We start from the raw sequence: 23,337 nt of genomic DNA on the forward strand, positions 1-23,337 counted from the left end.
GTGGCAAAGTTGCATGTTTGCAAGCGATAAGGTTCTTTATGACTTTTACATAAATCTTACGGTAAATTTCAGTAACTCATCGTAAGCTATGGATTAGAGAACTGCCTTTTAGAGAGAGGTCTTGCTAAAAATAAAATGAATTTGTCACCTTTTTGTTACAATATGGCTCTAGTTAGTAGCAGATGTGTCTTGAACAGGTGAGTTTTGTTAGATTCACTCGATCAGAAGAATAAATCTGTAGAAGATATACCTGGAACGGCCGTTGGAGTAAACCATGAATGAGTTAGCGCAACTCGTACAAACTGCCCGCAGTGGCAGAGCAAAAACAGAAATTCGTCAGCAAGCGTTCGCGGAACTGGTAAGCCGATTTTATGAGACCGCTTTTCGCTGGGCATTTTCGCGGCTGCATGATGCAGATTTGGCGCAAGATGCTGTGCAGGAAGCGTTTGTGGTCGCTTACCAAAAGTTACACCAGCTTCAGCAGCCAGAAGCCTTCGCGGGTTGGTTTAAGCAAATTGTGCTGAGCCAAACGTACCGCCTGCTGCGCGACACACGGCCGTTGGCACAAGCGATTAATCTCAGTCAAGACATTATCACTCAAGAGCCGGGGCCAGTTGCTTTGGTAGAAAATGATGAGTTGAAGGCACGGGTAATGACGGCCGTACAGGCCTTGCCAGAAAAAGAGCAGGTTGTTACCCAACTGTTTTACCTAAATGGCTATTCCCAGAAAGAGATAGCCCGCCTGCTGGAACTGCCACTAACAACAGTGAAAAAGCGGCTTCAGTATGCACGGCGCAATTTGCGCGGCATTTTGGTCAGCATGATGGACGCTTTTGTCCCGGAACTAGAGCCGACTCCAGCACCTATCCCCATTCCAGTATGTACTCGTCCGCCTTATCCGCCTGAACCGTCGGAATGGTAAATTTCGGCGGAAAACCAGCTACGGTTTCGGTGCTATCTTGCTTGAAACCTGTCTGGTTTAAGCGTACAATGGTTGAATATTTTTAGACCAATTTAATGTTTAATTTAGGAATTTTTTGTGAGATTCCTTCTATTGTTAAGTAGAGAGTAATAAGTTATGGAAGAGCAACCAAACGACAATCGCCCATCGGTACCGACCTGGGTATGGATTATTACAATTTTTGCCGTCATTGTGGGCTTGCAGCTGTTGTTTAGCGGCCGTTTAAGCGGGCCAGAAGAAATTAGCCAGCAGCAATTTTTCTCACAAGTCCTAAATGGCCAAGTTGATGTGATCGAGCTGAGCGGTGATCGCCTGGAGGCATACCGCGTTGATGCCGCTGGTGAGCCAGAGACCGTAGGGATAACCACCAAAGACAGTCAAAGTTCTTTGGAAGATGTCCTCGCTTTCAACGGGCTAAATAATGCTCAGTTGGAAGAGCTTGGCGTAGAAGTGCAGGTGCGGAACCTGTCGCTGCGTAACAACATCGTGAGTATCCTGTTCACCATTGGCCCCGTTTTGCTACTCATCTGGATTTTCAGCCGGGGTTTCCGGCAGATGCAGGGTGGGGGCGGCAATAACATTTTTGGATTCGGCCGTAGCCGCGCCAAAAATTTGAGTGACGCGGATCGCCCCACTGTAACCTTTGATGACGTAGCTGGCGTGGATGAAGCCAAGCTAGAACTGGCTGAAGTGGTGCAATTCCTGCGCGAACCAGAAAAGTTTGTGCAGGTTGGGGCGCGCATTCCCAAAGGCGTGTTGATGGTTGGCCCGCCCGGAACGGGTAAAACGTTGCTGGCCCGCGCGGTTGCCGGAGAAGCAGGTGTACCTTTCTTCCACATTTCTGGTTCCGAGTTTGTGGAAATGTTTGTAGGTGTCGGAGCCAGCCGTGTGCGCGACCTGTTTGAGAAAGCAAAACAGTCTGCACCCTCTATTGTCTTCGTGGACGAAATTGATGCTGTGGGGCGGCAGCGCGGTGCTGGTTTGGGCGGTGGCCACGATGAGCGTGAGCAAACCCTCAACCAAATCCTGGTAGAGATGGACGGCTTCGACAATGACACCAACGTGATTGTGATGGCTGCTACCAACCGCGCCGACATTCTGGACCCCGCTCTGCTGCGCCCTGGTCGCTTTGACCGCAAAGTGTTTGTAGACCTGCCAGACGTGCGTGGGCGTGAAAAGATTTTAGAAGTACACGCACGCGGCAAGCCAATCAGCAAAGACGTGGAGCTAAAAGAGTTTGCCAAGCTCACGGCTGGCTTCTCTGGCGCAGATTTGGAAAACTTGCTCAACGAAGCTGCCATTTTTGCCGCACGACGCGATCAGCGCACCATTGGCAATCTGGAATTTCAGGACGCATTCGATCGGATTGCACTGGGACCTGAAAAGAAGAGCCACGTGATGACTCAGGAAGACAAAGAAACGGTGGCTTACCATGAGGCAGGCCATGCGGTTGTTAGCTTCCACCTGGCCAACACGGATCCCATCCAGAAGATTACGATTGTGCCCCGCGGCCGGGCTGGTGGGTATGTATTGCCACTGCGTGAAGAGCGCATGGTGTACACGCGTGAAAAGTTTGAAGACCAGATTGCAATGGCGATGGGTGGCCGCGCTGCGGAGGAAGTGTTCTTTGGCCAGATTACCACGGGCGCAGCGTCTGATTTGCAGCAGTCAACTCGCTGGGCGCGGGCGATGGTAATGAACTATGGTATGTCCTCGTCGCTGGGTTTGCCCACTTACGGCGACCAAAGCAGCAACCCATTTGTGGGGCGTGATTATGGCTTTGGCATGGGGCGTGATTACAGTGAAGAGGCGGCCAAAGCGATAGATGATGAAGTCCGTTTGATTCTGGACCACAACTACAAGCGCGCCAAGCAAATCATTGAAGATAATCGTGAGAAGATGGTAGGGTTGGCCAACGCGCTGATGGAAGTAGAAACGATGGATCGCAGTACGTTTGAGAAGTTGATGAATGAGGCGTTTGCGGCGCAGTCTGACGACGCGGAAGTAGACAGCGAAGAGCTGACGGACGCACTCGTTGAAGAAGTGATGCCCTCCTCTGACTAAATTTTTGATCATTGGCACCTAAATTTTGAAGGCAGCCTCCTCACTTTTTTGGGTGGGGAGGTTTTTTTATGGGTAGATTATTGAGAGACAGTAGCTTGCTATGACAGTACGTTTTCGCCGCGCGGGGCGGCAATATGAATCAGACCCGGATGCAAAGGCCAGGCGTCTGAACCGGGAGAGTTTGCACACGTTTAGGCGGCTGTTGAGGTATGTACGGCCGTATCGCAACCAAATGATCTTCTCTATTATTCTGCTGCTGTTTAGCACAATGCTGGGATTGGTACTGCCGCTGGTGGTGCAAAATTTGGTGGATGTGGTGCTGATTGACAAGAACCTAATGCGGCTGAACCAGCTAGCCGTTGGGTTGTTTGTGGTGTTTCTTGTGCAGGCCCTGTTCAGCTTTGGCCATCGCCTGACGCTGGCGTTTGTCGGCGAGAAAGTCATTGCGCACATTCGGGTGCAGATTTACACACATTTGCAATCCTTGTCGCTGAAATATTTTGCCGACCACCGGACGGGGGAGGTGGTTTCCCGCTTGACGAATGATGTGTCGCAGTTGCAAACGGCCGTTACCGACAATCTTGTGGCTTTGTTGCGGCAGGCAATCACGCTAATTGGCGCATCGGCCTTGTTGTTTTGGCTTAACTGGCGGCTCACGCTCATTATTCTGACGGGCATTCCCATCATCTCGCTAACGATGGTGTTCCTGGGGCGGCAAATTCGTAAGGCGGCCAAGGCGGTACAGGATGCGCTGGCGGAGTCAGCCAACGTGGTTGAGGAGACCGTAAGCGGCATTCGCATTGTGAAATCGTTTGTGCGCGAGCCGCATGAGATCGGCCGTTTTTCAGCGAGGGTGAATGACGTGTACGAAGCGGCAATGTGGCGCGCCAAAATCGGGGCGGTGCTGGGGCCAACCATTGGGTTCATGGCCTTCGCTTCCATTACCCTGACGCTTTGGTTTGGCAGCTTTGAAGTGATTGAAGGGCGATTGTCGGCGGGCGGATTGGTGGCATATTTGGTATACACGATGATGGTGGCGGCACCGATTGCCTCGCTGGCGGGACTGTATGCGCAGTTCCAATCGGCATTAGGCGCGACTGAGCGGCTGTTTGAACTGCTGGACACGCCACCAGACATTGCCGATCAGATTGAGGCAATTGATTTGCCACCTGTGGCTGGGCGGGTGGAATTTGCAGCGGTGGATTTTGATTACACAACGGCCGTTTCTATCCTGAAGCAAGTGTCGTTTGTGGCCGAACCAGGCCAGGTGGTGGCGCTGGTGGGGCCGAGTGGCGCAGGCAAGAGTACGCTGGTGAATTTGATTCCGCGCTTTTATGATGTGGTGAACGGCCGTATTCTCATTGATGATCACGATGTGCGGGACATTACCGTAAAAAGCCTGCGCCAGCAGATTGGCATTGTGCCGCAGGAGACGATTTTATTTTCAGACACGGTGCTGGAAAATATTCGCTACGGCAATTTGGAAGCGACGCAAGCTGAGATTGAAGCTGCTGCAATCGCTGCCAACGCCCATGAATTCATCCTGCACGACTTGCCCAACGGCTACCAGACGATGGTGGGCGAACGCGGCGTAAAGCTAAGCGGCGGTCAGCGGCAGCGGGTGGCCATTGCCCGCGCTATCCTGAAAGACCCGCGCATCCTTATTTTGGATGAGGCAACCTCGTCGCTGGACAGTGAAAGTGAAAGTTTGGTGCAGGAGGCATTGGAGCGGTTGATGAACGGCCGTACCTCCTTTGTGATTGCCCACCGCCTGAGTACCGTCATCAACGCCGACTGGGTGCTGGTGCTGGACCAGGGGCGTGTAGTAGAACAGGGGACGCATAGCGACCTGCTGCAAAATCCAGACGGCCTCTATTTTCGACTATACCAAATGCAATTTTCAAATGCGGGGGATTGGAGATTAGAGATTGGAGATTGAGTTTGCGCTTAATCTCTAATTTCCAATCTCTAATCCTCCCTAAAATGGACTTTTGAATGGAGAACGACCCTATCATCGAACGAAATTACCCCACAGATGTTGAAATTGTGCCGGTAAACGGCCGTGAGTTCATCCTCATCGGCACGGCCCACATTTCCCAGGAATCAACCGATTTGGTGCGGGCCGTCATTGAGCAAGAACGCCCTGATGTTGTTTGCGTGGAGCTGGACGAGCAGCGTTACAAAACGTTGTCAGAAAAAACCAAGTGGGAAAATCTCGATCTCAAACAAATCATTCGCCAACGCCAGCTCATGACTCTGTTGGTGAACCTGCTGTTATCTTCTTACCAAAAGCGATTGGGGCAGCAGCTCGGCGTGGCACCGGGTACCGAACTGCTGGAAGCGACCAAAGTGGCCCAGGAACTGGACATCCCCCTGGCATTGGTAGATCGCGACGTGCGCATTACCCTGCGCCGCGCCTGGAACAGCATGAGCTTTTGGGAAAAAATAAAGCTGCTCAGCTCAGGCTTTGTGGGGGCAGTCGAAGGCGAAGAAATTTCAGAAGAGATGCTCAGCGAAATTCGTCAATCGGACGTGCTAACGGAATTGATGAACGAGCTGGGCGAATTTATGCCCGTACTCAAGGGCGTGCTTATAGACGAGCGGGATACCTACATTGCCCAAAAAACGCGAGATGCAGTTGGTGACAAGGTGGTTTCGGTTGTTGGAGCCGGCCATTTGAAAGGCATCAAGCAGGCACTGTTAGAAAATCGGCAGGAAGATTTGTCATTAATTGAGCAGGTGCCACCGCCATCGCCTGTGGGCAAAATCATTGGCTGGGGGATTCCTGCGCTTATTATTGGTATGCTTATTTACATTGGCATGACGCAGGGGGCCGAAGCGGCTGGCGACAACTTGCTCTACTGGTTTTTGGTGAATGGCATTCCTAGCGCGATTGGTGCGTTGCTAGCATTTGCCCATCCGCTCACTATTGCTGTTTCCTTTTTTGGCGCGCCGTTCACCAGTTTGACCCCGGTAATTGGCGCGGGCTACGTGGCTGCCTTTGTGCAGGCGTATTTTTTGCCGCCTGTCGTGCGAGAATTTCAATCTGTGGGGGATGATATTAGTCAATGGCGGATGTGGTGGACGAACAAGCTGCTGCGGGTGCTGTTGGTGTTCATCCTTACCAGCGTGGGCAGTGTTGTGGGTACCTACCTCGGCGCGGCAGAAATTATCTCGAATTTGTTTTAGGCGAAATTATCCGCAGATTTCACAGATTACGCAGATTTTCTCTTTTTTCTCTGTGTACTCTGTGGCAAAAGGGGAAATCTTGTGAAGAAGTGGATTAGGCGAATATTTTGGGGATTTACGGCCGTTCTCTTGCTATTCATTTTGTGGGCAGGTGGCGTGATATTGTATGAAGGCTGGTTTGGAGAATCGTCGGCGCAGTGGACCAACGTAACTTTTACTGACTCTGACGGCACCGAACTGCATGGCTACTTGGCCCAGCCAGAGGAACCGGGCAGGTACCCCGGCATCCTGCTCATTCATGAATGGTGGGGCTTTAATGAAGGGATGACGGTTTTGGCTGATGCTTTAGCGGCTGAAGGGTACGTGGTGCTGGCGGCAGACGCATACCGGGGTGAAGTGACGGACCAAGTGCCGCGTGCGCTTCACCTGCGGCTCTCTACGCCGGAGGCGCAGGTGTTCAACGATGTGGACGCAGCATTGGCCCATTTGATGAGCCTTGATTCAGTGGATACCGAGCGGCTAGCTTCGATGGGCTTTTGCTTTGGCGGTGGGCATTCGCTGCAGTTGGGGATGCGCCAATCAGAGAATTTGGCTCTCACGATTTTGTATTACGGCACAGTGGTGACGAACCCAGATTTGTTACGGCCGTTAACTGACAATCAACCGGTTCTGGGTATTTTTGGCGAAGAGGATGCCTCTATCCCCACCGCCGAAGTGCTAGAGTTTGAAGCTGCGCTCAACAGCTTGGAAATTCCCAACCAGATTACGATCTACCCCGGCGTGGGCCACGCTTTCCTGACGGAAGAAAATTATGATGAACCCGGTGCGGCGGGCGAAGCGTGGCAGCAAACGCTCGATTTCCTGGCCGAAAACTTCAAAGAGTAAAGATTTTAGCCGCAGATTTCGCGGATTAACGTGGATTTTTTCTTTTTAATCCGCGAAATCCGTGGCTACTAAAAAAGCGAAAGTTGCTGTCCAACCTCAATACGGCCGTTTCGCTCCAAGCCCAACAATGCTTCCTTAAACTTCAAGCCGCTGGCATACCCCGTTAACTTGCCGCTGCTGCCAATGACGCGGTGGCAGGGGATGATGATGGCGATGGGATTGCGGCCGTTGGCTGCCCCAACTGCTCTGGAAGAATTTGGATTGCCTAATTCTGCCGCGATGGTGCCATAGGTGGTGGTACGGCCGTACGGAATCGTCTGCAAATACGCCCACACCTGCTGCTGAAACGGTGTGCCTTGTGGGGCCAACGGCAGGTCAAACTGTTTGCGTTTCCCGGCAAAGTAGGCAGTGAGTTGGGAAACGGCCGTTGCCCAGGCTACATCATCTTGCTGCCAACCGGGTGCGGGAACCAGCGGATTTACGCCATCCTGAAATGAAACCTGTGTAAGACCATGCTCATTGCCCGCCAGCAAAATCTCACCCAACGGGCTTGTCATGGTGGAAAAAGCGATTTGCTCATGCATGGTTGCCATTTTCCCCATTGATAAGAGATTGTCGAGAAGTTGCTGAATGGTGTAAGGCTATTTACAAAAGCAGCACATCCCCATAGACAGCCACGCGGAAAGGTTTTTGCTTTACTATTCAGGGCGGAAGGCAGAGGCGTGGGGATCACAACAGCCAACACCCTAAAACCCGCGAAAAGTTAACATAACTCAGTCCTTGAATGAGATGGCTTAGCGATTTTTCGCTTTGTCACCGAATATCAATGGTTGGCCGGCCCAAATATTCACGCCTTTTGCACATCATTTTGTTGGAACCTGACACGGAACGTCGTTTATCATTGCAACATAGCCTGCCACCAATCAGTTGACGTCTATTGACAATGAGTGAGCCATTGAAGAAAGAGCAACCGCTTATTTCCCAGAAGAAAAAGAGCAGCAAGCAGCTAACTGATGCTGAGATAACCCAACTCCAGCGTTATTTACCTGCTAACTTGATGCAATCTTTGGTTGAGGCCAGAGCCGAACCACCTCGTTCGCTGCTATCTTCCTGTGTAAGCCACTTGGCCAGCCTGTTGGAGGCCACTACCTCGCACATGCCAGCATCGCTGGTGCGCCAGGTGCGTCGCCATCCCCAGCCCGGGCTTGCCGATGGCGAATTTGTAGAAGGTACGCTGCTCTTTGCCGACATTAGCGGTTTTACGGCGATGTCAGAAACGCTCAGCCAGATCGGCCGAGAAGGGGCAGAAGAAGTCACCGAGGTGGTGAACCGCTACTTTGACGCCATGCTAGACATTTTGCGGGCGCACGATGGCCAGCTCATTCGCTTTGGCGGGGACGCCCTCTTGGGACTGTTTACCGAAAATGGCGCAACCCACCTGGACGATATGTTCCCGGAATTGAGTGCGGGCAATGGGGAAAATAGCGCGACGCTTGCCATTCAGGCCGCCATGAAAATGCAGGCCGCCATGTCTGATTTTGCGGAAACGAAGACCTCGCAAGGCACGTTTCCGTTGCGGATGAGCGTGGGCATTAAGCGCGGCCGTTTCTTTGCCGCCCAGCTTGGTTCCATTGAAAATATGGAATACGCGCTATTTGGCCCAGACGTGAACGCGACGGCCGCTGTTGAAGCGGCGGCCTCGGCTGGGCAGGTGCTGATTGATCAACAAACCTATGATGCTGTGAGTGCCGATGTGGTGATGACAGCCGTTCCCCTTCCCGACGATCCCCGCTTTTTGCTGGTAGAGTATATCGATCAGCCACCCAATCGCATTTACTCACCGCCACAAGATACGCTGTATCCCTTAGCCCCAGATATGGCATCGCTGCGTCGTCATATTACGTGGCTGGCGACCTTTACCCCTTACTTGCCCACTGGCTTACTGCCCCGCCTGGCCAGCGATCCGCGTGGCCCTAGCCTGAAGGGAGAGCATCGTCTGGTGGCTACGCTGTTTGCCAACGTGGATGGCTTGGGCGACGCAGTAGCTCGCCTGGGTGATGGTGAGGAAGCCAAAATTGTAGAGGCACTCAACCAATATTATGTCAGCATGAGTGACGCGATACGGCCGTACGGCGGCGTGATGAACAAGGTCGATCTGTACGACCACGGCGATAAGGTGCTGGTGACGTTTGGCGCGCCCATCGCCCATGAGGATGATGCTGAACGAGCCGTGCGCGCCGCGCTAGCCATGCAGGAAGCCCTGGATGACCTCAACCAAACCTTACCCAATGCCCTCGGTTTGGCCGATTGGCAGTTAAGCCAGCGCATTGGCATTAGCTACAGCTACGTGTTTGCTGGGTACGTGGGGGCTAGCTGGCGGCATGAGTACACTGTTATGGGAGACGAAGTCAATCTGGCAGCGCGATTAATGTCTGTTGCCAAAGACGGGTGCGTTCTGGTAAATGACAACGTGCGTCGCCAAACAGAGGCAGTCGCTGATCTGCGGCCCGAAGGAGCCGTAAATCTCAAGGGCAAGAGCCAGCCGGTTCCTATTTTTGCCGTGGCAGGGCTTCGCACGGTTACGGAACAATCTTCACGCAGTTTGCAAGGATTGCAGGCACCGACGGTGGGGCGTGCTGATGAGCAGTATGTCTTGCAAGATGCCATTGACCATCTCACCTTTGGTTTTGGCCGCATTGTTTCATTGATTGGTGAGGCAGGGCAGGGTAAATCTCGCTTGGCGTACGAAGCGCAGCAGGATGATATGCGCTGGCTGCACGTTCGCTGCCTTTCGTTTATGGAGTCGGTCAGCTATCGGCCGTTTCGTGAACTGGTGCGGCAGTTGGTGGGCATTCCGCCTGAGGTAGAAGCAGGGCAGGCATTTGAGACGTTGCGTCAAACCTTGTTTCAAACGCTGCCAGAGGAGGAAGCTGCTGACAGCTTGCCCTATTTGGCTAATTTCCTCAAGCTGCCGTTAGACGATACACTGGCGCAAAAAGTGCGCTATTTGGATGGCGAAGCGTTGCAGCAACATACTTTTATTGCCATTCGTAGTTTACTGATGGCGCAGGCCCGTACACGGCCGTTTATCATCTGGTTCGACAATATTCACTGGATGGACAATGCCTCGCTCGATTTGCTAACCTTTTTGCTGCCGCTGGTAGAGCAACTGCCGCTGATGTTTTTGCTGCTGTTCCGCCCCGAACGAGAGAAGGGCTGCTGGCAGCTACGCACCAAACTAAAAGAAGACCATGGCTTACACTACACCGAAATTCGGGTGGAAGGGTTGCCACGTGAGGATGCTCGGACGCTGCTGCATAGCCTGGTGCCAAGCGACGATTGGCCTGAGGGTGCAGAAACGCTCATCCTGGACCGGGCGGAAGGGAACCCGCTGTATCTGGAAGAGGTGCTGCGTTCCTTGATGAATGATGGCTTGTTAACCGAGGGGGCAAACGGCCGTTGGCAATTCAACCAAACCGTCGCCTCCATCACCGTGCCAGAGACGTTGGAAGGGGTGCTGCTGGCTCGTTTGGACCGGCTGGAAGAATTATGCCGCTGGACGGCGCAAGTGGCTTCCGTCGTAGGGCGTTCCTTCCCCTTCGACGTGCTGGAGCATATTACCAGTGGACGCAATGACCAGCCGCTGGACGGCTATGTGTCCGAGTTGCAGCTTGTGGAGATGATCCGCGAGGCGCAGCGCAACCCAGAGCGGGTCTATGCGTTTATTCACTCGCTGCTGCAAGAGGTGGCCTACAACAGCCTGGCAGTGAGTTCGCGCAAAACGTACCATCGTTTGGTAGCCGCCTTTTTGGAAGACGGCCGTACCTCAGGCTGGGGCGACGTGGACAGCCTGCCGCCGCTCATTGCCCACCATGCTTTCATGGGTGAAGATTGGCCAAGGGCGTTGAAATATCAGCTTATGGCCGGGGAGCAGGCGCAAGATTTGTCGGCCAATCAGGATGCCATCGACCATTTTCAAAAAGCGCGCCATTGTGCCACCCAAATTGAAGCGTTTGATACGGCCGTCCAGCAGCAACAGATTCACCTTGCCCTGGGACAGCTTTACGTAAACACGGGTCAATATGATCTCGCTGTTGAGCATTTGCCAATTGCCTTTGAATTGGCTGAAAACAACCACGATCCTGCCGGGAAAACGGCCGTTTGTCGCTGGCGTGCCCGTCTGCATGAGCTAAAAGGGGAGTATCCCCAAGCATTCATCTGGATTGAAAAAGGGTTAGCGGATGAGACGCAGCGGAATACGGCCGAATATGCCCAAATTTTGCTCATTGCCGGGCTGATCAACATACGGCAAGGGCAGCAAGATGAGGCGTTGGAGCAATGCCGCAACGCACTGGAGATTGCCGAGCAGCTTGGCGAAGTGACCACGCTAGGACGCGCTTATAACTTGTTGGGTATTACCTCATTGGGCAGTGACAGCAATAATGCCATTGCTCAATTCCAACGCGCCTATGAGCTGTACCAGCAGGCAGGTGACGTGCAGGGGCAAGCGACCTCCCACAATTTGATCGCCAACGCCTACTTCAACCTGGGGCGATGGCGCAAAGCCGATTTCCATTATCGGCAGGCACTACGCATTTTTGAGCAGGTTGGCGACATTTATAATCAAGCCATCGCTTACAATAATCTAGGTGGCATTGCCAAAAATCGTGGGCAGCTTGACGAGGCACTTGATTATTACGATCAGGGCTTGCAACTGGCAGAAAAGTTGGGCGGATCAGGTTGGATTGTGGGGGGCATTCACATGAATTTTGGTGCGGCTTATGTTCGCCAAAAGAATGCTGCCCAGGCGTATCACCATCTGCACCAAAGCCGTCGCTTTTACGAAGAAATACAATCTAAGGATTTTCTGGCAGAAACGTTGCGCTACTTGGCGGAAGCTGCCTTGTTGGATGGCGACTTGGAGCAAGCGACATCCTGGGCAGGCGAGGCAATTGCCTTAGCAGAAGAGCTAGAAATGACGGTAGATATGGCCTGCTGCCGCTGTGTGTTGGGGCAGATTGCGCTGGAGCAGGGAGACTTAGCCGAAGCAGAATCCAATTTGCGCCAAAGCGTGAATCTGCTGGCCACTTCATCGGATGAATACCAGTTGGCACGGAATCGGTATTGGCTTGGCCGTTTGCTGGTTCGCAAAGAGGATTTAGACGAAGCCAAAATCGTGTTGGCGCAGGCAGAAGAGACGTTTGCTCATCTGGATGCAGAATCGGATTTAACGGCCGTTCAAACCTTGCAGCGCGAAAATAATCTCATTTAACTGGTTTGGCTTGTTGAAAGATTGGCGTAATTGAAGTTTCCATATTGGTTTTTAGTGGAGAACAAAAAGTCGTTTGGAAACAAATCGCTTGATGGTGCTTTTTGTTCTCCTTGAAGTAAAGTCCATTATGTTTGCTCTTAATCAAATTTCTTTTTGGACTTTACTTTACAACACAGCCATTATGATAAATAGAAAACAGAATTAAAGAATGCCCTGGCAGTAGAATGAATAGGGTGCGTTGCGAGCGTGTGCTTTTTTGTGTGTTGTGCTTCGCAGCAATTGTGTGTTTTGTATTGGCTATCATCATCGTATCGAGAGGAAACCTATGAGAAGCAGATTCCTGGCTATTCTTGGCTCTATTTTTTTGAGTGCCGTTGTTTTGATCAGTTTGGCCTTAAACGGCCGTGTCGCAGCAGAACCAAACGCGCCAAATGGGGGTGCATCCCTGCCGATGACATTTCGTGTTTCTGAAGATTTGGCAGGCAATGAGGGCAATGGTGATTCGACTACACCGGCAATTTCTGGAGACGGCCGTTTCGTAGCCTTTGCCTCTGCCGCCAGCAATTTAGACCCGTTGGGGGATGGCAACAGTTTTCAGGATATTTTTATCAAGGATTTGGATACCGAAACGATCACTCGCGTTGTGGATTTTATGCCAACTAGCGGGCCTGCTCGACCCAATGGCGACTCTAAAAACCCGGATATTTCGGCAAACGGCCGTTTTGTGGTGTTTGAAACGGCCGCAACCGATCTAGCTGAATTTATGGAAACACCAGACTTAAATGGTAGTGAGCCAGACATCTATATTTACGATAGTGAAAACGATTTTCTGAATTTCATTTCTGTTGATTTGCTTAATCAATTTCCCACCCTTGGTGATGGGCCTTCATACACACCGGTGGTTGCGGCTCTAGGGGACGGCGGGTATCGGGTCGCTTTTGTATCCGAGTCAACGAATCTGCATCAAAACGATGATGATCCCACGCCAGATATTTACGTTTTTACGTTTAATTCTGATACGTCCACGTCTGTAATGCAGGTCGTCTCAGTGGATAGTAATGGCAACAAGGGGAATGGGGGCTCTTTTCATCCGGCTATCTCGGCAAACGGCCGTTACATTGCCTTTGAATCCGACGCAACCAACCTGGTACCCAATGACAACAACGATGTGACCGATGTCTTTGTGCATGATCTGCAAACCGGCGTTACCGAACGGGTTTCGGTGGATGTTGATGGGGGTGAGGCCGCTGGTCCTTCCTTTGAACCATCAATCTCTGCCAACGGGAACCTTATCGCCTACACCAGTGCTGCCGACAATTTAGTGTCCGATGATGGCAACGGTTTTGAAGATGTGTTTGTGTACAATACCCTCACCGGTAATGTAAAGCGTGCCTCTATTGCCACCAATGGCAACGAAGGGGATGGTCATTCATACTACCCTCGGCTCACCGATAGCGGCTCCGGGCTGGTGTTTGTTTCTGAAGCAACCAACCTGGTTCCATTCGACAACAATGATGTGCCAGATGTTTTCTGGCACAATTTGGCAACTGGCAATACCCGTCGTGCCTCGCTCACCTTCGATGGGGATGAGGGGAATGGTGGTGTTGGTCGCCCTGATGTGACGGCGGAAGGGCGGCGCATTGCCTTCGATTCTGCCGCCAGCAACCTGATTCCAAACGATAACAATGATGTTTTAGATGTGTTTGTGCGTGAAGAAGACATTCCGGCTGAATCATTCCGATACACTGCCGAAGAAGTGCCAGCCAATACGGTATTCACAGACACGGTTGAAGCAAAAACGGCCGTGCAGTGGTACAAATTTGATGTGACGCAGGCAGGCTCCACGATTGATACCAAAATTTCTAATCTGACTGGTGACTATAACCTCTATCTGTTTGCCCCCGCCATTGACGAAGAAAGCGGCCAAATTCGCGATTTAGGGCAGCTTAGCAACATCGGCCAGCTGAGCAACATCGGTCAGTTGAGCAATATTGGCCAGCTCAGCAACATCGGTCAGCTTAGCAACATTGGTGACCTGGTAGACTTGGGGCAGCTCAGCAACATTGGTCAACTCAGCAACATCGGCCAGCTAAGTAACATTGGTCAGCTAAGTAACATTGGTCAGGTGGGCAACATTGGTACGCTGGTAGCCGTTTCCATCCAGCCAGATTTGACTGATGAGGCCATCAGTTACAATGTGCAGGAGCTTTACGGCCCGTACTACCTGGCCGTCGTGCCCCAAAATCAGGATGTGTTGGGAACCTCTTACGAGTTGAGCATTGCTGTGTCGCCGCCTGTAGATCCCTACTCGCCCGTTTTCTGCAATGTGCCCACCTTCAGCACCCCCACAACAGACAGTTCTGTTCAGTCGCTCATTTTTGTGAACTCAACCCGACTGAGCAATTTGTATCCCACAGAGGGTGTGACTATTACCAACCTGTTGAATCGCATTAATGCGTTGGCCGCAGATACGGCCGTAAACGGCGTTGTTGTTGATTTAAGCAGCTTTGCAGGCATCAACAATGCCTACAGCACCTGGGATTTTGAACCCGGCAATCCGTTGGGGGCAAACTGCGTGGCAAGCAACATCAAAGGGCTTATCTACTCGTTGCTCCCCGCTTATCCGAACCTGGAATACATGGTGCTGTTTGGCGAAGATCAAATCATCCCGCACAAACGCATTCGGGATGATGCCCTGGTAGCCAACGAGCGTAACTACGCCTCCATTGCTGAAACGACCAACATTTCTGGCTCACTCAGCCTGCGCTACTTCCTCACCGACGATTATTATGCGTCGCCACTGCCGTTCCCGTTCAAGGATCGTGAGTTTTATCTGCCCGCCTATGGCATTGGCCGGGTGGTAGAAACGCCAGCAGAAATGCTCGGCGTTGTAGATGCGTTCCTGGCGCAGCCCTTGCTGACGCCGCAGGATGCCCTGGTAACAGGCTACGACTTCTTGCTGGATCAAGCTTTTGCCATCACCGAAACGATGAAAGCCCAGGGCATGACCATCATCAGCGAAACCCAGTTCATCAACAACAGTTGGGATGGTCAGGACTTCATAGATGATGTCATTGGCAATAACACAATTGATCTCATCTCGCTCAATTCCCACTTTGAGCATCACCGCTTTTTCCCCAACAGTCCACCAGACGTGTTTGCCACCCAAATTGCTGGCACGGGCTACAATGGCACCGTGGTCTTTTCTGTGGGCTGCCACTCTGGCCTGAATATCGCCGATGGCTTGGCTACAAACGACATAGATTGGCCCCAAGCTTTTGCTGCCGAGGGTGCCAGCTTCTTTGGCAATACTGGCTACGGTTACGGCGACTCCGATTTGGTGGCTTACTCCGAAGCGTTGATGGTGAATTACGTCAATGCGCTGGGCAACTGGAGCGAGGGGCCGCAAACCGTCGGCATGGCTATGCGGATGGCCAAGCAGCAATATTACAATGAACTAGCAGGCGGCACCTTTAGCAACTACGATGAAAAGGTGCTGGAGCAGATGACCCTGTATGGCTTGCCCATGTTGCGGATCAACATGCCAATCACCACTGAACATTCTCTGTGGGGCAAGAGTGCCTTGGAAAATGCCACCGTGCAGCGCGTAGCGGGCAGCAGCGGCCTGACGGCAACCCCGTTGAGCTTTAACTTCTCCTTCCAAGAGAACACGGGCAATCCGCTGGGCAGTTTTTACACCCTCGTGGATGAAGACGGGGTTCATGTGACGGGTGGCCGACCTGTCCAACCGCTGACCAGCACCAGTGTAACCCTGCCGGGCAGCGTGGCGCATGGCGTGCTGCTAACGGGTGGCTCCTTCACCGAAATCCCCAACTTTAACCCAGTGGTTTCGCAGCTCATCACGGAAGAAGTGGGGTACCTAAGCCCAGAACCGCTTTTCCCGCTGGAGTATTGGTATCCTGTGGCACCAGGTAGCATCAATCGGTATCTTTCTATTGAAGGTGAATCGGTTGAGCGTTTGGTGATGATTCCGGGGCAGTTTGCGGCGACGGGTGGCAGTTTGGAAACAGTTGGCACGCAGCGTCTGTACGATAATTTGCAGTTTGAGGTATACCACACGCCATTTGACAATGAAGATTTCATTGGGCCTAGCATCTGGGATGTGAGTGCGGTGCGGATTGGTAACCAGGTGAATTTTGTTGTTGGCGTCACCGACGACAGCGGCTCTTTCCATCGGGTGGTGATGTTGTACCGTGAACTACCCTCTACCACGTGGCAGCTTGCTGAGCTAACGTATGATGCTGCAACGCAAACGGCCGTTGGCATGGCAAATGTACCGCTGGATTCAGAAATCGAGTTTTTTGCTCAGGCAGTAGACAGCAGCGGCAACGTCTCTTTTGCCCTGTCGCATGGCGTGGCTTACTTTGCCACCAAGGGGGAGCCTGTGGCAATTTATCTTCCTTCGGTGAGTAAGCCGTAAAGTAGGCAATTCACCAAGGATCTATCCGAAAAAGCCACAGAGGAAAAAGAGATATTCGAGAAATAAACATTCACCTCTAAATCTCTGTGGCTAATATTCAGACAGGCGGTAATTGCAAGATTCAAAAAAGGGATGAACCTTCGTGGTCTCATCCCTTTTTGTTATGATTGGCTGGGTCACAAAGCGAAGGAGTTTTTATGCGGGAACGTGTGAGTTTATACATTTATCAGAACGGCCGTATCCTCTTTTTCTACCGTGTACGGCCTGATAGAACCCATCATGTTGCCATTGGGGGTGGCATAGAGCCGGGGGAATCTATTGCTGCTGCGGCCGTGCGCGAAGCGAAAGAAGAAACCAACTACGATATTGAACTTGGCCCACAATTGTGGGTGCGCAAACTGTCTGAGGTTCATAGAGAATATGCGTATTTGGTGACGCAGTTCAGCGGTGAACTGGCCCTGGGTGGCCCCGAATTGGCACGGCAAACGCCAGAAAACCAGTACATTTTTCAATGGATTCTGCTGGATGATATCCCGCATTTAGATTTGTATCCCGGCCCTGTTTTGCTCCATCAAGTTGCACGGATTCGGGAATTAACGACATGAAGTTAACACGACGTGGTTTTCTCAAGTGGACAGGTGGTGCCGTGCTGGGTGGCTTGGCGGGTGCTGGCTATGTTACCCAGGTAGAGCCAGAATGGCTGGTGGTGGAACGGCAAACGGTTCGACTGCCCAACTTACCGGCGGATATGGATGGTTACAAAATCGTCCAGCTCAGTGATTTTCATTTGTATCCATTTTCCTCACTGGCACTAATGCAAAAAACGGTGGCCAGCACCAACGAACTTGCGCCAGATTTGGTGTTGCTGACAGGGGATTATGTGCTGGAAACGGCCGCTTCCATCTTCGATCTCGCCCCTGAATTAGCCATACTCAATCCCCGCCACGGCATCTTTGCCGTGCTGGGTAACCACGACCATTGGACAGACCCAGCCGTTGTTAAGCAAGGATTGGCGCAGCAGGGCATTAAACTGCTGCACAACAAAGGGGTGTTGCTCAACGAGAGCCAGCTCTTTTTGGCGGGCGTGGATGATTTGTGGAGCGGTGAACCGGATATTCAGGCAGCTTTGGCTGGCTGGCGCAAAGATGTTCCCACGATTTTGCTCGCTCACGAACCGGATTTTGCTGATAATTTCTTGGCAGACGGCCGTATTCATCTGCAACTCTCAGGCCACACCCACGGTGGGCAAGTGCGCGTGCCAGGCATGGGGCCGATTGTGCTGCCCCGCTATGGTCAAAAATACCACAACGGCTTGTACCAGATTGGGCAAGGTCAACTGTACGTCAATCGCGGCATTGGCGTGGTCGGCCCTGCTGTGCGGCTCAACTGCCCGCCAGAAATCACCGAAATTGTGCTGCAGACTGCTTAAAAAATCCTGGTCGTTTGGCCAGGGCTGTTTTGTCCTTTCGTTGGAGGAGTGTTTGAATATGGAAGCGTATCATCAAGAGCATTCAACTATTAACGGAGGATTTTATGACCCATTTCATTTGTAAAACATGCGGCACGCAATTTCCGGCAACGGCCGTTCCCCCCGCAAACTGCCCCATCTGCGAAGACGAACGCCAATACATCGGCTGGGAGGGGCAGCAGTGGACAACTTTGGCAGAATTGCAATCCACGCACCACAATAAAATTGAAGACGAAGAGCCAAACCTGACTGGCATCGGCACGGTACCCAACTTTGCCATTGCCCAACGGGCCTTGCTGGTGCAAACGCCGCAGGGCAACCTGCTTTGGGATTGTATTTCTTTGCTAGATGATGAGACGAAAACGGCCGTTACTGAATTCGGTGGCATTGATGCCATTGCCATTTCTCATCCTCACTATTACTCATCCATGATCGAATGGGCGCACGCTTTTGACGCCGCCATCTACCTGCACGCTGCCGATCAACAGTGGGTGATGCGCCCCGACCCAGCCATTCAGTTTTGGGAAGGGGAGACAAAAACATTGTGGGATGGCTTAACATTGATTCGGGGTGGGGGGCATTTTGCTGGGGGCACCATGCTCCATTGGCCTGCTGATGCCTCTGGCGCGGGCGCACTCCTAACCGGGGATATCATCCAAGTGGTGTCTGATCGACGTTGGGTGAGCTTCATGTACAGCTACCCAAACTACATTCCGCTGCCAATAAAGAAGGCGAGGGAGATTGTAACGGCCGTTTCTCCCTACAGCTTCGACCGCATCTATGGTGCCTGGTGGGATCGTATCGTAAAGAGCGGAGCGAAAACGGCCGTTACACGCTCCGCCGAGCGATATATTGCCGCCCTGTCCACCTATCGGCCTTAAAAATTAGCCACAGAGAGCATAGAGAAAATATACCTCTTAACCCTCTGTGTTCTCTGTGGCAAAAAAATTTATGCAGGGACTCGTTCCACGTCTGGCACGTCCCGGCCAACAGCCTGGGCAATAGCCTTCATTTCGCGGACGAGTTGGGCAAACCGTTCTGGCTTGAGTGATTGACGGCCGTCTGACATTGCTTCTTCTGGGTGAGGATGCACTTCGATAATGACGCCATCTGCCCCTGCGGCCACGCTTGCCTTTGTCACGCTCTCCACATATTCCCACTTGCCCGTGCCGTGGCTCGGATCAGCAATAATTGGCAGATGCGTGAGTTGCTTCAGCACCGGGATGGCGTTAATGTCAAAAGTATTGCGCGTGTACTTCTCAAAGGTGCGGATGCCGCGCTCACACATCATCACCCGCGTATTGCCGTGGCTCAAAATGTACTCAGCACACATTAGCCACTCTTCGATGAGGCTACTCATGCCCCGCTTGAGCAAAACCGGATGCTGCGACTCGCCCACGGCGTGCAGCAGCGCATAATTTTGCATATTCCGCGCCCCAATTTGCAAAATGTCGGCATATTCAGCCACCAGCGGTACCAAACTCGGTTCCATCACCTCGGTAATGATGGGCATCCCGGTTTGCTCCCGCGCTTCGGCCAAATATTTCAAGCCTTCTTCCCCCATCCCCTGGAATGAGTATGGCGAACTGCGCGGTTTGAACGCGCCACCGCGTAAAATGTGCGCGCCTGCCTCTTTACACGCGTGGGCTGTTTCCAGAATCTGGCTGCGGCTTTCTACCGAACATGGTCCGGCCATAATTACCAAATCCTTACCACCAATCACCTGCCCGCCAATAGTAAACTGCGTATCGTTGGGCTTGAACTCCCGACTGGCAATCTTGAACGGCTTCAAAACAGGCACCACGCGCTCCACGCCAGACATCCGCTCTAGCTGCTCGCGGTTAATGACCCGGTCGTCGCCAATGACGCCAATGATGGTGCGTTCACTACCTGTAGAGAGGTGAATCTTGAAGCCTAAATCTTCGGCCCAGGAGATTACACCAGATTTTTCCTGCATGGTTGCATTGGGTTGCATTACTACAATCATCATTAAAGTATCCTTTTTCTTTCTGCTGTTCCTTCATTATAAAACAGAGGCCATAACCTTGACCATCGCTTCCATGGCATTCATTTGGCGGGGGCGCACGGGCGGTAAATTTTGTCGGTCGGGTCGCAGCGATTGTGCTTCGCGTAGGTAAACATGCACAATCTCTTTGGCAGAGCGGCTTGTATTCCAATGAATCAACACGCGCACACACATTGGCAGACCTCCGGGCACGTCCATTTCGTGGCCGCACATTAGGGCGACGTCTGCCCAGCCAAGCTGGCGAGCTGCCAAAGCTGGGTAAGTGGCATTGAGGTCTGTGGTAGTGGTGAAGTAGACGCTGGCAATGTCTTCTGGGCGCATCTCGTTTCGCTTCACCAAGACCTGAAGTAGCTCTCGCGTGGCGGCAAGAATCGCTTCTTCGCTATTTTCTTTGACGGTGACGGCACCCCGTACACCGCGGCAAACGGTTGGATTGTTATCTGAGCTATTGTTGATGAGTCCGTTTAATTTCATGATTCCTTCTCCTTGAATTTTTGAGAAAACCTCCCGGAGATTCAACCTCCGGGAGGTCGCTTTTTGACGAATAAACAAAAAAAGACGCGGCTTTGCGGGCCGCGTCTTGTTGGGTACCTGTGTCGTTTTGCCTGTGCTCTTTTAGCGCGTAACGACCTCCTCGCAACAATTGCGGCGGGGTTCTGTGCTAAAAAAGTAAAAATAGAAATATACAGGCTTTGTTAACATGATGGGCGCACTATAGCAGTTTGAACGCGATGCGTCAAGGTGTGAAAAGGGCTTTTTATGAAATTGACTGGATAAAAAGCAAAAAAGCCAGAGGTCAGAAGCTCTGGCTTTTTTGGGAGTTTATTGTTCGTAAAGGGCTATTTTACGACTCGGTGACGGTGACGGCAGTCATTTGGTCGCCTTGGCGAATGCTGTTGACCACGTCCATGCCGCTGGTGACTTTGCCGAATACGGTGTGACGGCCGTCTAAATGCGGCTGTGGCGAGTGGGTGATGAAAAATTGGGAACCGTTGGTGCCGGGGCCAGCGTTAGCCATTGAGAGGTAGCCCGTGCCGTGCTTGTGCGGGTTGCCCGCAAACTCATCCTGGAAGCGATAGCCGGGGCCGCCACGGCCGGTGCCAGTGGGGTCGCCACCCTGAATCACAAAGTTGCTGATGACGCGATGGAAGGAAACGCCATCGTAAAAGCCTTCACGCGACAGGAAGACAAAGTTGTTGACGGTGACGGGAGCCGCGTCGGCAAACAGTTCAATTTCGATGGTGCCTTTATTGGTTTCCATCGAGACTGCATAGCTCTTTTTGGGATCAATCTGCATTTCCGGTGGGGATTGCCATTGTTTAGACATTCAAATTCTCCTAAAGTATCAAAAATTGCGCGGCCAAAACTGTAGCCACAGCGTGTTCAAAGTTTAGATTATAACATCACTTGGTCTTGAAAAAGTATCGATTTTGTTTTATGCTATTGGAGCGACACTTCTCCACACCAACTTGCTATTCAAGGCGACAACTTCACATCTACTTCCTAGACCACTGAGCGTCATCAAGAATTACCATATTTGATGCGGCCAGTTTCCCCACCAATTCATCAATCCGCCTTTATATATATAAACCCTTGAAAAGATAAAAGGAGGACAAAATGTATACATTACTCCAGTCAATAACTGTTCGACAGTTATTTCTAGAACAAGCACCAATACTTGCTGTGTCGTTGATTATTGCCGAGATATTCTATAAGTTTCATAGCTTTACCTTGGAATGCATCGCCTTTCTGGCGACATGGTATTTACTGGATGCATCAGTTAAGTTCGTCAGAAATACCTGGAATCAGTCCCAGACCTGAAGTCGTGATTTTTGCTAATTCAAGTACATTCAGAAAAACTGATTGCCAAACTAGCTACATATCACTTTCAAAAATAGGGGACAAAATGGATGGGAACAGGGAGATCCAAGCGTAAACAACGCTCAATCCAGTCCCAGCCCAAACGAAAATAACTTTTGTCCCGACGACTCTTATGGTCAAGCAAATGACGAAACCCGCGTTTCACAACCCAACTGCCCAAAGTGATGACCCAAACAAAGGTCAAACAAACGGCCAAAACCAAGCGAGAAATGCGGTCGCAATCATTAAGATGAGTTGCTTCCAAATCAAACCCATGACCTTTCATGTCACCATACATTTCTTCAATCCACATCCGCATTTTGTAATAACGAATCAGTTGGCCGACAGAAGGGTGGTTGCTAAGAAGATACCAAGAGTCTTCTTCGCCTTGCTCCCAGTGCAAAACCAAGAAATACCAGCCTACATCATAGCTGGCGGTGACGCGCACCCAGCCAATAGCGCGGGTTTCGCCTTCTTCTATTGGCAATTGACTCAACTTCACCCATGGCTGTCCTTGCCAACGCACTTGGGTACGGCCGTTTTGTCGAATGACAAACGACCAACCTTGACGACGCAACCAGCTAGCCAGGTGAATCGATTCAAAGCCAGCATCTCCCATGACCCACACCTGCGCTCTGGCTGGCAGCAGCGTTTGGACATACTTGAACAACTTCAACTGCTCCTCAAGACCAACATGCCCTTTTCGGCCTTTGTGGATACTCCAAACCAGGGGCAGTGTTCGTTTTTTGTAGGCCATGCCAATCATCATCATCCGAAAATGAAAGCCAACTTTCGTGCAATCAATCACCAAGCGAATGTCTCGTCCAGCAAAGGAGCGTACCAACTGTTGCGCCAATGGATGATACCAATCTCGAACATGGAGATGCTTATTATTCAAAAAGCGGCGCAAGCGGTTGGTCAGGCTTGGTATTTTTCCCGGCAACGGCCATTTCCGCACCACCAGAGGCAGGTTGACTGCCCCACTCAACTGCAAGCCCAACATCAGCAACGCCATATTTCGCAATCGCGTTATCCGTTCTTTTGGCAACCATTGGCAAAGTTGGGTCAACGTTTTATGATAGGTTTGAAGGTTGTTTGGCATCATTTACTCCTTGATATGTTTGTTCGTCAAAACAATTTTATCGGAGTTGATGCCCAACCTTCTTTTTTT

At 51.7% G+C, this 23,337-nt stretch carries 15 protein-coding genes; 10 read left to right on the forward strand and 5 right to left on the reverse strand.

The annotated features are described in order from the left end of the window. Positions 1-274 precede the first annotated feature (274 nt). The 5 genes from ACOQPU_RS03325 (at position 275) to ACOQPU_RS03345 (ending at position 7,099) form a co-directional block, all read left to right on the forward strand. On the forward strand, positions 275-922 hold the full coding sequence (locus ACOQPU_RS03325) for an RNA polymerase sigma factor (protein ID WP_420643710.1): 648 nt from the start codon (positions 275-277) through the stop codon (positions 920-922). Positions 923-1,078: 156 nt separating this feature from the next. Further along, complete coding sequence (ftsH, locus tag ACOQPU_RS03330; RefSeq protein WP_420643711.1) at positions 1,079-3,025, forward strand: ATP-dependent zinc metalloprotease FtsH; 1,947 nt, start codon at positions 1,079-1,081, stop codon at positions 3,023-3,025. Positions 3,026-3,125: 100 nt separating this feature from the next. Next, positions 3,126-4,964 (forward strand): ABC transporter ATP-binding protein, encoded by a 1,839-nt coding sequence (locus ACOQPU_RS03335; RefSeq protein WP_420643712.1) that lies wholly within the window; start codon positions 3,126-3,128, stop codon positions 4,962-4,964. 56 nt (positions 4,965-5,020) lie between these two features. Further along, positions 5,021-6,214 carry a TraB/GumN family protein gene (locus ACOQPU_RS03340; protein WP_420643713.1) on the forward strand — a complete coding sequence of 398 codons (1,194 nt, stop codon included), beginning with the start codon at positions 5,021-5,023 and terminating at the stop codon, positions 6,212-6,214. A gap of 81 nt (positions 6,215-6,295) precedes the next feature. After that, positions 6,296-7,099, forward strand: coding sequence for a dienelactone hydrolase family protein (locus tag ACOQPU_RS03345; RefSeq protein WP_420643714.1), 804 nt, complete (start codon positions 6,296-6,298; stop codon positions 7,097-7,099). Positions 7,100-7,167: 68 nt separating this feature from the next. Here the strand turns inward: ACOQPU_RS03345 and ACOQPU_RS03350 are convergent, their stop codons facing one another. Further along, complete coding sequence (locus ACOQPU_RS03350) at positions 7,168-7,692, reverse strand: methylated-DNA--[protein]-cysteine S-methyltransferase (RefSeq protein WP_420643715.1); 525 nt, start codon at positions 7,690-7,692, stop codon at positions 7,168-7,170. 362 nt (positions 7,693-8,054) lie between these two features. Between ACOQPU_RS03350 and ACOQPU_RS03355 the strand changes: the two genes are divergently transcribed. The 5 genes from ACOQPU_RS03355 (at position 8,055) to ACOQPU_RS03375 (ending at position 19,161) form a co-directional block, all read left to right on the forward strand. After that, a complete protein-coding gene (locus tag ACOQPU_RS03355; protein WP_420643716.1) occupies positions 8,055-12,371 on the forward strand; it encodes an adenylate/guanylate cyclase domain-containing protein in 4,317 nt (1,438 codons plus the stop codon). A 325-nt stretch (positions 12,372-12,696) separates the two neighbouring features. Next, the gene (locus tag ACOQPU_RS03360) at positions 12,697-16,812 is read left to right on the forward strand and encodes a hypothetical protein (protein ID WP_420643717.1); all 4,116 of its coding nucleotides are present in this window, start codon (positions 12,697-12,699) and stop codon (positions 16,810-16,812) included. 197 nt (positions 16,813-17,009) lie between these two features. Beyond that, positions 17,010-17,417, forward strand: a complete 408-nt coding sequence (locus ACOQPU_RS03365) for an NUDIX domain-containing protein (RefSeq protein ID WP_420643718.1) — start codon at positions 17,010-17,012, stop codon at positions 17,415-17,417. Continuing rightward, positions 17,414-18,241 carry a metallophosphoesterase gene (locus ACOQPU_RS03370; protein WP_420643719.1) on the forward strand — a complete coding sequence of 276 codons (828 nt, stop codon included), beginning with the start codon at positions 17,414-17,416 and terminating at the stop codon, positions 18,239-18,241. The genes ACOQPU_RS03365 and ACOQPU_RS03370 overlap by 4 nt, the downstream gene beginning before the upstream one ends. A 104-nt stretch (positions 18,242-18,345) precedes the next feature. Then, positions 18,346-19,161 carry an MBL fold metallo-hydrolase gene (locus ACOQPU_RS03375; RefSeq protein WP_420643720.1) on the forward strand — a complete coding sequence of 272 codons (816 nt, stop codon included), beginning with the start codon at positions 18,346-18,348 and terminating at the stop codon, positions 19,159-19,161. Positions 19,162-19,229: 68 nt separating this feature from the next. Here ACOQPU_RS03375 and aroF read toward each other — a convergent pair whose 3' ends face one another. The 4 genes from aroF to ACOQPU_RS03395 form a co-directional block, all read right to left on the reverse strand. Beyond that, positions 19,230-20,267, reverse strand: a complete 1,038-nt coding sequence (gene aroF, locus ACOQPU_RS03380; RefSeq protein WP_420645804.1) for a 3-deoxy-7-phosphoheptulonate synthase — start codon at positions 20,265-20,267, stop codon at positions 19,230-19,232. A 36-nt stretch (positions 20,268-20,303) separates the two neighbouring features. After that, the gene (aroH, locus tag ACOQPU_RS03385) at positions 20,304-20,780 is read right to left on the reverse strand and encodes a chorismate mutase (RefSeq protein WP_420643721.1); all 477 of its coding nucleotides are present in this window, start codon (positions 20,778-20,780) and stop codon (positions 20,304-20,306) included. A 370-nt stretch (positions 20,781-21,150) separates the two neighbouring features. Beyond that, positions 21,151-21,633, reverse strand: a complete 483-nt coding sequence (locus ACOQPU_RS03390; RefSeq protein ID WP_420643722.1) for a peptidylprolyl isomerase — start codon at positions 21,631-21,633, stop codon at positions 21,151-21,153. A 561-nt stretch (positions 21,634-22,194) separates the two neighbouring features. Further along, positions 22,195-23,271 (reverse strand): IS4 family transposase, encoded by a 1,077-nt coding sequence (locus tag ACOQPU_RS03395; protein ID WP_420640550.1) that lies wholly within the window; start codon positions 23,269-23,271, stop codon positions 22,195-22,197. Positions 23,272-23,337 lie beyond the last annotated feature (66 nt).

The organism is Candidatus Leptofilum sp. (assembly GCF_965223285.1).
Lineage (GTDB): Bacteria > Chloroflexota > Anaerolineae > Promineifilales > Promineifilaceae > Leptofilum.